The 10591-nt window shown below is 41.8% G+C and carries 7 protein-coding genes and 3 pseudogenes; 2 read left to right on the top strand and 8 right to left on the bottom strand.

Features of this window, described 5'->3' with window-relative positions; translation table 11 throughout:
- Nucleotides 1-74: 74 nt before the first annotated feature.
- The 5 genes and pseudogenes from ABZJ92_RS18420 to ABZJ92_RS18400 all read right to left on the bottom strand — a co-directional run bounded on the left by ABZJ92_RS18420 (nucleotide 75) and on the right by ABZJ92_RS18400 (nucleotide 5296).
- Complete coding sequence (locus ABZJ92_RS18420) at nucleotides 75-416, bottom strand: YagK/YfjJ domain-containing protein (RefSeq protein ID WP_000287886.1); 342 nt, start codon at nucleotides 414-416, stop codon at nucleotides 75-77.
- A 27-nt stretch (nucleotides 417-443) separates the two neighbouring features.
- Nucleotides 444-1006 (bottom strand): annotated as a pseudogene (locus tag ABZJ92_RS18415) (inovirus Gp2 family protein).
- A gap of 63 nt (nucleotides 1007-1069) precedes the next feature.
- A pseudogene (locus tag ABZJ92_RS18410) lies at nucleotides 1070-1416 on the bottom strand (TOTE conflict system archaeo-eukaryotic primase domain-containing protein); the annotation flags it as partial.
- Nucleotides 1417-1522: 106 nt separating this feature from the next.
- The gene (locus ABZJ92_RS18405) at nucleotides 1523-2086 is read right to left on the bottom strand and encodes a YagK/YfjJ domain-containing protein (protein ID WP_000282110.1); all 564 of its coding nucleotides are present in this window, start codon (nucleotides 2084-2086) and stop codon (nucleotides 1523-1525) included.
- 1374 nt (nucleotides 2087-3460) lie between these two features.
- Entirely contained in the window at nucleotides 3461-5296 is a 1836-nt protein-coding gene (locus ABZJ92_RS18400; protein ID WP_001258873.1) for a hypothetical protein, read from the bottom strand.
- 100 nt (nucleotides 5297-5396) lie between these two features.
- Here ABZJ92_RS18400 and ABZJ92_RS18395 point away from each other — a divergent pair, with 100 nt between their 5' ends.
- On the top strand, nucleotides 5397-5684 hold the full coding sequence (locus ABZJ92_RS18395; protein ID WP_000070931.1) for a helix-turn-helix transcriptional regulator: 288 nt from the start codon (nucleotides 5397-5399) through the stop codon (nucleotides 5682-5684).
- A complete protein-coding gene (locus ABZJ92_RS18390) occupies nucleotides 5656-7185 on the top strand; it encodes a DUF3987 domain-containing protein (RefSeq protein WP_005067490.1) in 1530 nt (509 codons plus the stop codon). Before ABZJ92_RS18395 ends, ABZJ92_RS18390 begins: the two co-directional genes overlap by 29 nt.
- Before the next feature lie 169 nt (nucleotides 7186-7354).
- On the opposite strand, the gene ABZJ92_RS18385 is transcribed toward ABZJ92_RS18390, so the two are convergent.
- The 3 genes and pseudogenes from ABZJ92_RS18385 to ABZJ92_RS18375 form a co-directional block, all read right to left on the bottom strand.
- Nucleotides 7355-8572: a tyrosine-type recombinase/integrase gene (locus ABZJ92_RS18385; protein WP_000279879.1), complete on the bottom strand. Its 1218-nt coding sequence runs from the start codon at nucleotides 8570-8572 to the stop codon at nucleotides 7355-7357.
- Between the two features lie 366 nt (nucleotides 8573-8938).
- Nucleotides 8939-9925, bottom strand: coding sequence for a protein YcdU (ycdU, locus tag ABZJ92_RS18380; RefSeq protein WP_000611853.1), 987 nt, complete (start codon nucleotides 9923-9925; stop codon nucleotides 8939-8941).
- A pseudogene (locus ABZJ92_RS18375) lies at nucleotides 9922-10450 on the bottom strand (ACP S-malonyltransferase); the annotation flags it as partial. The gene ycdU and the pseudogene ABZJ92_RS18375, both read right to left, overlap by 4 nt.
- Between the last annotated feature and the right edge of the window lie 141 nt (nucleotides 10451-10591).

Below are 10591 nucleotides of genomic sequence, written 5' to 3'. Positions count from 1 at the left end.
ATGCTTCCATCGGAAACGATGATCTGGCAGCCTGAGTTCACAGATAAAACACTCTCCAGGAAACCCGGGGCGGTTCACTTACACCAGACATCGTTATTAAGTAGCAGCACCATAAGATAAGGAGTGGCATCGTTAGCCACAGCTTCCCTACTCCAGAGGTAATATAAAGGGGTGGGCTCGACTGATTTATCTTTACGTCGCTTACACTGCAAATGTTCAGAAATTAGTCTATGCAGCTCACCAGTAAAATCAGCAATCAGAGAAGGAATTGCCTTATTCATACCAGGGCAAGGTATTAATTTAAACTGTAATAATTTAATTTTAGGATGTGTAGCAGCAGCCCGATACAGAGTTGCAAGGACACACTTTTGCCAGAGGGCGTTACAGGAAAGCTTAATGTTTGATTCTGTATACATAATAAATCACCTTATAGTTACAATAGGTCAAAAACCGCTGTAGCCAAAGTTACGCTGGCCTGATGCTTTAGTGTCGAGCTTCGTCAAATAATCCAGACGTACCAATAAGCGCTGGTACTGCTCTGGGAAATTAGGATCGTTAATATCCAGGATGTAACGTCCATTAGCAGGGAAATGAACTAATCCCTGGTGATCTTCCAGTTCCAACCCTAAGGCACTGTACCAGGCTCCGGTAATTAACCCTCTCAGGGTGTCAGAGCGCTCATAGTTTCCCAGATGGTAATAGGCGTCTTTGTTAAAAAAAGGCAGACGTGATAATGACATTTAAAGGACTGCGTATATTCTTTCGCCCAGATAATACAAACCGACGTTGCGTAGGTGCGTTTGCCTTGTTGTTTTTTACGGTGTTGATCTGCATTAATTTTCGCATTCAGCGAGTTACGGAAACGAGATATCTCTCCGGGGATCAGGTTAGGGAAACAGGTAATGATATCCCCGTTGTCAATCACAGGAGGGTAATGGAGATCCCCCCGTATTGCTGTTATTCTGGAAGTGTTTTTAATATTCGTATTGATAGTTCTCAGAGATATATCACACTCTAGATATTTTAATTAAGTATCAGTTCGATATCGGCATATTGTACACTACCTCAGGTAGATGATGAGATCAGATACAGGGATCAACTGACGGTGAGCGCAGTCCCCACATTTTATCCAGGGCTTACTGCATATTCCCAACAGCCATTCGTTAGCCAGGTAGACGAATACCCTGATTTGCCGCTGGTTTTGCTTTCCTATCGAAGGGCCCATACATCATCACGCCCACGAAACAACCGACGAAATAACGCAACTTTCTCATCCGTGGATAATACGAAAACGCACTGCACAGGGCTCTGCGGTTTACGTCGCCATTCAATCCCATGAGCTTCAAGTAATGAGACCAGCCGGGTATTTTCTGCCCGCAGTACTGCTAGTTCATCGCTGTCAGATTTATAAACCATATGCGTTATCACTTGTACCTGTCTCCCGGCGGCACCACGACTGAAATTCGTGTGAAGGCAAATCCACGCGATAACTTACGATAGTTCGGACATAAGCCCCCATAATTCAGTTATGTCGTGGTCGACCCCGGTTACTTTTTTCGGGAAGCCTGCTACGGCCCAGAATAATACCGTGTTCTTTCTGATCCTGTTTAGCCAGATAGCTAAGGGCGTAACGTAAGTCGTCTACCGCAGATTTATCACTATAGTGAATCACGTGATCGATACGCACCGGGTATTTGTCTTTAGCCCGGCACAGATGAAAATAACCCTCCCCTTCCGTGATCCGCCTCCAGATATCTCCCAGTTGCCTGGATATCTGATAAGAGTTCTTGTGACGTTGTCCATCCAGGTAGCCGATAAAATGAATATGAAGCCCTTTGTCTGGTGTATATTCCATTACCCAGTAATATCCCGCCAACATCGTCTGGGTTTCGCTAAGTAAACGGTATATTTCCATACACATACTGTGCTTACAGGAATGCCCGAAACTGGGCGTGTCTTTCCTGTAAGCAAAATCAATTCTGAAAGGTAACAGTTTAGAAAAACGTTGAAACATACCATCCATGTGTTCATTCACGTCTTTCAGAATCATGAAATCCATTTTGTAATTGGGATTGGCATTATACATTTTATAGTCCTTACTTTATAAAACTCACAGGAAGAGAGAATTACGTAAATACTGAGAGTAGAGAAACGCCGTACCACGGCATTAATAAACGAAGTAAACCAGCAGCACAGACAACCTGATAAAACTGTTTTGTATTACCGCATTACTGTGATGAGGTAATACTTCAGAATACAGTGAGACTCTCTTAAACTGAGAACCAGTACGAATTACAATGGAAAAACACACCTCATAGAATTGAGTTTCAGGAAGCACCACTAAATTCTTTACAGGAAGTAATCTGACATTCACAAAACTCAGTATCGGCTAGCTACAGGCAACATCGCTATTAATATTGTCGAACCATTAAGTAAAGCCGAGAGAGACCACGGGTATTTAATCATTAGCATAAAAGAATAATGGTATACAGAACATACCCACACACCATAAGAAGATTGTTCCATACAGAAAAGATCATATTTACCTATACCTATAAACTGTAACGGAGTCATAACACGCTCTAATAGTGTTCCGATACGTAACCAGTGTTAAGTACGTACAGGACAACATTACACACATAATTCACCATACAGCTTCCCCCATATGCTTCACTGCGTAGTGTATGGAGATATATGCATTACACACATACAGAATACTTAGCATAAAGAGGAGTGACATTACCACGTAAAGAGATAAGTTATACAACAAACATACAAACAATACGGCACAGACACACAATACCATAACTCCAACTAATAATACTAATTAACCTTAATTATTTATGGTATATGAAATAAATGTGATTCTCCCGGAACTAACTAACCTAACCAGACAGATGATCACTGTATAAAAACTTCAGTTAATACTCATTTGTTTTGTCGACTCAGTATATAATGAGTGACCAGTAATCAGGATAATCACACTTACATAACCTGTAAAAAAGAACAAGAAGAATAAGCCACTAACATAATGCAAAATGGCATCTGAATCGATCGCAGTTTGGCATTCGAATCGATCATGATTTGGCCCAATCCGTGATCGAATAGAGCGGAATACGCAACATAATTCACCAGACAAGAGCTTACACCGAATTACAGATTATGTATTAATGTCAAAACTGGCATATTTTACAGATACAATGAACATGCAACCCATCAATCTAATAGGGGCGGTATGTACATCTGCCCATGAATGGGATGGCGCTAAGAATACAAAACAATTAGACATAGATCACAAAAACACACCATTCTAATTGAAAAACAAAACAAACAAATAAATCATACTATTATAGAATTTTCTCTTGCCAGACATAGATAATACCCCTGCTAATTTTGCTAATGGTTAGCAAAATTAGCAGGGTATATAAAGATTATTGACCCAAAACACACTCAGATGAATTCACGACAGCTCAGGAGGGTTATTCCTGATGTCATCTTCACAAATAATGGTTAACGCATCATATATCATTCTGCGTCTGTTCCTGTTTTCGGCCTTATCGCCATACAACATCATCACATTTTTAATTTCATCGACCGGTGATTTCACATAGTGAACTAATACACCAAGCTTCTCAACACATTGCAGTAAAGTATATTTCTTACTGCCTGTGAAAAGCCCTATCATAGTTTCTTTACGTTCGCGACTGGATAATACTTTGTTTTCCATAATGACTTCTGCCAGCGTCTTACCATCATAAACATACTCTTTATCTATCAGAATATTTATCTTATCCAGCACCTTCTCTACGTCATCAAGCAAACCTGTAATATATGGGGGCGCAATATATGGTTTCGTACTGATCTTTTCAAGCATACAATTATACATCTTAATAACACGCATCAGGGTAAAATTGTTCGCATCATACTGTATTTCACCCTCCTTATATACAGGATCAATAAGTGGTATTTTTTCAATAAATGCATCCTGATAGGCTTTTACATGGTCAAGCCAATAAAACAACGAGCCATACTTTATATTTTTTCTATTTACTTTAACCTCCAGTGCTGTCCGAAGCAACGATAATGCCCCCCTGACATATCCTGAAGGTAATTCACCAAACAATCCTTTTCTTTCCATGTCATCATAATGCTGCAGCACATCATTAATTTTATTTTTCCTTATCAGACAAATGTACACCGCAAGTGTTTCGTAGCAGCTGGTCACATGAACAGCCTCATTCTGCAACTGCCCAAAATAGCTTATAATCTTTTTCAGATATGCGTCATCACAACCATTCTTATCATTAATATTAAATACAAGATCTTTCAGACGGGAAATATATTCCTGAGATTTATCATCAAGTGAAACACTATAACGAGACAATGTTCCTTCTGCACTGTTTTGAAACTTATAAAACATTTCCAGTAATTTTTTTGCATAAGGCGTTGTATCAAAGCTGGTAAAGTCATAAAGATATTGCGCAGCGTAACCATACAAACCATGAATCCAGAGTCCTTCTCTCACCAACACTCTGAGATAATATGCAAGGCTTTGAAGTATCTTCGTCTTTCGTTGTATATCAAGTAAGACACTTAATGAATAAAATGCATTATAGAATTTATCAATATTCCTGAGCACTTTCTCCAGTTCATCCTTATCCAGCTTCTTCTCCCGGTAATCCTTTTTATATTCATTTTTGATAGCCATGATATATTGTTGCATCAGGCTCTTGCTTTTCCCGTTATCCTTCCGTATAGTTCCTGTATATTTCCCCAGAGCATACAGCTTTCCATTTTCATGAAAATCTTCCTTGTTGAATCCCAGTTCAGCCAGATATTCCCGAAGATAACGTTTAACAGCAGCTTCATCGCTTTCTGTATCAGCGTGATCAAGACAAGGACAATACGATTTCTGTAAAAAATTATAAATATGATAATAAAAAGCAGAGTCATTCTCTGGTCTGTATGTATTATACATATCTACAACAAGAAAAATAACCCCAAAAGTGCGCAGACAATAGCTGCGAAGGAATTCAGGTTTTAGTGTGGAATGCACTGGATAAGAATTCATCATGTAATAAAAATGTTCATATCGGGCATATATGATCCGCCGTTGCTCCTGACTGAACACCCCTTCAGCATCAATAATACGACTGATCTCATTATAACGTTGATCCCAGAATTTTTGATGCATTTCAAAATTGGTACTCTTCCGCTTGTGTGCCGGATTCTCGCCTTCCTTAAACAACCCCAAAACAGTACAAATATCATACAACATATTTGTAAATGTGCGCATATGCTGTGCTCTCCGGTTGGTTTGCATTTTATCGCAGAGGACATTCTGAGCTTAACGTATCAAACTGACACAACGACATGCAATGCATATGGAGAACAATATGTCAAATCAAACCGGACAGCTTTACACGCCTTCACGCATCCTGCGTATGGCTGAACTTACCCGACTGCTGGGTATATCAAGATCTACTATTTACGTGAAAATAAATCCGGCCTCGAAATACCACGACCCTACCTTTCCCAAACCAATAAGGCTTGGTAGTGCATCCGTAGGCTGGCGGGCATCTGCCATCGATGAGTGGCTGATGTTACATACGGCACCAGCCTGGTCTGAACCTGAAAACAAACTAAAGGAACTTAATGATGACGACAAAACTATCACTCCCTGAACTTGACACAACTAAACTGCCTGACAGGTGCCAGGCATTACTTGATGAAATGCATGAAGAAACAGGAATACGCCGTGAAATACTTCTGTCTGTTATGCTGACGGTCATGGCTGCCTCGGTCCAGGATACGCATGAAGTTGAACTTTCCGGAGGGCAACGTACCAGCCTTCAGATATTTATGTGTCTTTCATCAGCATCAGGCAGTGGAAAAACCTCTGCCTGCGCAAAATTAATCGCTCCTGTTCATGAAACAGAAGAAGAACTACATCAGGCATATATCGACGATAAAAAAAACTATGACCGAATGATGGAAATGTGGACAACAGATAAAAAAATCCTGGAGCGGAGATATAAAAAGGAAATTGAAAGATCCCCGGAAAATGCTGCTGCTGCACGAGCAGCACTTGAAAAGTGTATAGCAAATAAACCCGAACCTCCCGTACAACAGGTTCTCATCGTGAATGACGCGACACCAGAAGGGATAGCTTTGAAACTCAGCCAGTCACCCTCTCTTCTGTTGCTGTCTGATGAAGGAGGTACTATTCTGGATAAGCGTTTCGAACGCAAATCGGCACTGTACAACACATTATGGAGTGGGCAACCAGTCAACGTTGAACGGGCATCCAGACCCGGGTTCCGGCTGAATGATGTCCGTCTCACTATACTTATACTGACTCAACCGGTAATATTTAATAAGTTTTTTACTCTCACTGGCGATCAGATCCGGGGCAATGGCTTTCTGGCCCGGTTGCTATTTTGCGAACCCGGAGCAATTAAAATAATGACGACAGAACCGCATACTGCCACTCCTGTTGTGACGCAACAATGTGCAAGCTGTTTTCGTAAGAAAAGTTTTGGCAGTCAGATCAGAGACTCTCTGAGAGCATCCAGAGAAAGACGTGCAAAAAGTAAAGAGCGCATCTGCATGACATTATCAAATGCAGCATCCCGCGCACTGGAGCGCTTTCACAAAGAAAATATGGATACTGTCAGACAGAATCCTCATATGGGTACATTTGAAGACATTATTGTCAGAAAAAGAGAGCAGGTTGTCAGGATAGCAGCACTTCTGGAACTGGAGAAAGATCCAGACTCGACAGTAATAACGCTGGAAAGTACTAATAGCGCCATTTATCTCATTGAATTTTATTTCAAGCATCTTATATATAAACTTGAATCCCTTCGGGAAATATCCCCGGCTGAGAAACTTGATAAATGGCTTCAGAAAAGAATTATCACAACAGCAGGTTACATATTCCAGAAAAGTTATATTTTACAATATGCCCCATATGCTCTCAGGAAAAAATGTGTTCTGGATGAAGCACTTGACATACTGGCGGAACAAAGGAAAATAAGGATTGATGATAACCTGGTTGTTTATATAGGAAACACGATTACACCATCCGAACTGGCAAAAAAACTAAATATTCCTGCATTCGATGCCGGAGTTTTCATTTGTGATCATCAAAACATACTGAAGTATCACCGAAACAGACTATAGATACTATCGGACAAAAAATAAATTATCACAAGTGTATTATTCGTTATAATAATGAATAATCGTTATCTGAGTGCAATGCCAGGTTTTCATTACGAACTGGCATTGCATTTATTTTTCAAAAAAGAAAGCAGTAACCATTTGGCTACTCTGAGTATGCCAGTCCATGAAACTAAGCGAATTCCTTAGTGTTTTTAGCAAGTTGAGACATCACATAATCCGCCCATGCCTGCATCATCGGTACACGCTGCTCCAGTAGATCAGTACGATGATATGCCGCCTCAACCTTATTTTTCAGCGTATGAGCGAGCGCCCTTTCCGCCAGATCCCGCGAATACCCCTGTTCACTACACCAGTCCCTGAATGTTGAGCGAAAACCATGTGCCGTGGCAACTCGCCCCGGAATGTCACTGACGGCTTTCTTTTTACGCAGAAAACTTGTCAACACCATATCGGAAAGGATCTGCTGCTTTCTGGGTGAAGGGAACACCAGTTCATCATGCAGGCCACGTATATTTTCCAGAATGTAAATAGCCTGCCGGGATAAAGGAACACGATGCTGTAGCCTAGCTTTCATTCTTTCTGCAGGTATAGTCCATACCCGCTTATGAAAATCAATTTCAGCCCAGCGCATTCCCCTGGCTTCGCCCGAGCGAGTTGCTGTAAGTATCACCATTAATAACAGTGCGCGGGTAACATTATAAGGTTCATCACTATACACACTGGTCGCCACAAAAAGCGGTAACTGCCTCCAGGGCATTGCGGGTTGGTGTTCATCACGTCCTCTTGTCTGCTGAGGAAGCAAATGGTCAACCACATCAACAGGATTTGCCACACAAAAACCGTGCGCCCATCCCCACTGCATAACAACATGAATGCGCTGTTTAACCCGGCTTGCCGTTTCTGACAAGGTTAACCAGACTGGACGCAGTGTTTCTGCCACGTCCGCAGCCGTAATCGAATCCAGCGTTTTTGCTCCCAGTTGAGGAAACGCGTAATTCTCAAGCGTCGATAACCACTGCCTTACATGCTTTGGATTCTCCCATCCAGGAGACAGTTCTGCATGTACACGCCTGGCTGCATCGGCAAATGTTGGGATAACGACTTTCTCAGATTCAGCCTTTTTAATCTCCAGAGGATCATCACCTGCAGCAAGTTGCTCTCGCATTATCCGGGCAGTACGTGCAGCTTCAGCAATACTGACCTCTGGGTAAGTTCCCAATCCAGCATTACGTCTTTTTTGTGTCACCGGACTTACATAACGAAAAACCCATTTCCCCCGCCCCTTTACTGAAGAAGGATGAAGGGTCAGTCCGGTAATTCCCCCATGGGGCAATGGTTTGTCATCAGGTTTGATATGTCTTGCTTTCGTATCCGTCAATACTGCCATACGCTAATTCCCGTCACTCTGGTATGCCATCCAGTATGCCATTAGTCCCTCGCTTCACTAAGAATACATTAGATAACATCGGACAACAAAAAGTGTAATACATTGTTTATAAAGAAATTATATAACACCCCTGGATTAAGTCAGATTTATTTCAGGCGGTCCCCCTCACCGCCATATTTAAAGAAGAGCGCGTACGAAAGTACGGGCTTTTTTTTCGTATATTGTACACACCGGGTGCCCCCGCCCACGTCTGTTAGGGCGAGGGGAAATTGTGCACATCAACTGTCTGGTTACTCAGTCAACAATCAAAATGCGTAAGATAGTACAGAACATATATGCGTTATCTGGTCACTTCCTGTAACTTCCTCACTTATTAAAATGCCCCCAACGGAAATACATGTCACATGCCATCATAAAATCGTTATGCCAGAGGAATCGACAATGGAAAAAATAGTAAATTAAGCACGGTACATAGCAGAGTAAAAAATAGGCTTCAAACCAAATCCGCCATTCCACAAGCGTTGCCAATACCGACACCAGCGTAATCCACATCATTTCAATAACCCGCAATATGAATAACCGAAGCCAAAGCGGCTTGGCAAAAAAGGTCGACAACGTATTTTCACTGGAGAAAAACAGATCGATTTCCTGCAAAAAAAACCTGCCCAGAAAAGCGGGCCGCTTGGAGAAGCGCAGAAAAAACAGATTAATCGCCAACACTACGCCACAAAGAATGAGCAATGCAATTATCGATTTAAACGTTAACCACTGCCCCTCTGTCACAAAAGAATCACTGTTACGCAGCGGGCTGATAGTAAGCAGGTTAACAACCGTTGAGATGCACACCGAAAGCAGCACATAGCGAGTCAGACTTTTATATTTTACTTTTTTCGCTACTGAAATAGCGACCTGCTTGACATAACTGGTGCGGATCATCCGAAACAGCAGAAAGATGACCAACGGCCCAAGTAACGAAATCAGGAACAGCGCATATAACGAGGGTAGAAGCTGGTATAGCCCCCAACTCATTGCACTCAACATGATTAACGACAGAAATCCTGCCACCAGAGGTTGTGTAAGAAATAATTCTATTTTGTGGTTCTGCTTTTTCTTAAACCACGAAAAATCGATATTCTTCGTGACGCATTTATAAGCCCAGTACGCCTTGAGATCAAAAATAAAATTATACAGCACCAGGGCCAGAATCCCACTAACTACACCAATATCCTCTGATGGAAAAGTAAACCCTGCATTTTTCCAATAAAAGCCTATCAGAATAAGTCCAATAGCATAAATGTATATCAGATTTCGTTTATCCTGAAAGCGAATAAAAGTTAAATAATCAGGAATCATTTGAATACCTTTGCATCACTAAATGCTTTACGACAATGCATAACTCGTTGCTGATCCACGCCAGCAAAATCATTTAACATATTCCCCAAATAGGGCTTATTACTTATTTCAAGGAAAGCTACCGGGGTTGGCATATTCAGAATATGTATCGAGAGATTCAGTCCATTTCACCGTATGAGTTAAGTGTAATGAGAGATTTTCTTTGATAATTGACGGAGCGACCTCGCTTTTTGCTGTTACGTTCATCAGAACCTGATGCTCTGGCGAAGCGATATCCAGTCCGGCAAGATAATCGCGCATTGCCTGAACGCCGTCTTCCATCAAACGCGTGTGCCAGGCACCGCTCACACCGAGTTTAACCGGTTCGTATCCAGCGGCCATCAGCAGCGTGGTAAATTCATTCAACGCAGCCTGCGTTCCCCCAATAACCTGCTGGCGCGGCGTGTTATCACAGCTAATATCCAGCGCAATGCCTGATTCCGTAATCATCGTCTGCAGTTGTTCGCGGTTGATGCCTTTAACCGCCTGATCTTACCCAGCAATAGTGGACACGCGGCTAAGTGAGTAAACTCTCAGTCAGAGGTGACTTACATGACAAAAACAGTATCAACCAGTAAAAAACCCCGTAAACAGCATTCGCCTGAATTTCGCAGTGAAGCCCTGAAG

Origin of the sequence: Shigella sp. FJ200513, from assembly GCF_040495915.1 — a bacterium.
In the GTDB taxonomy this organism is placed as follows: Bacteria; Pseudomonadota; Gammaproteobacteria; order Enterobacterales; family Enterobacteriaceae; genus ECMA0423.
This window is presented reverse-complemented; position numbering and strand designations above follow the sequence as displayed.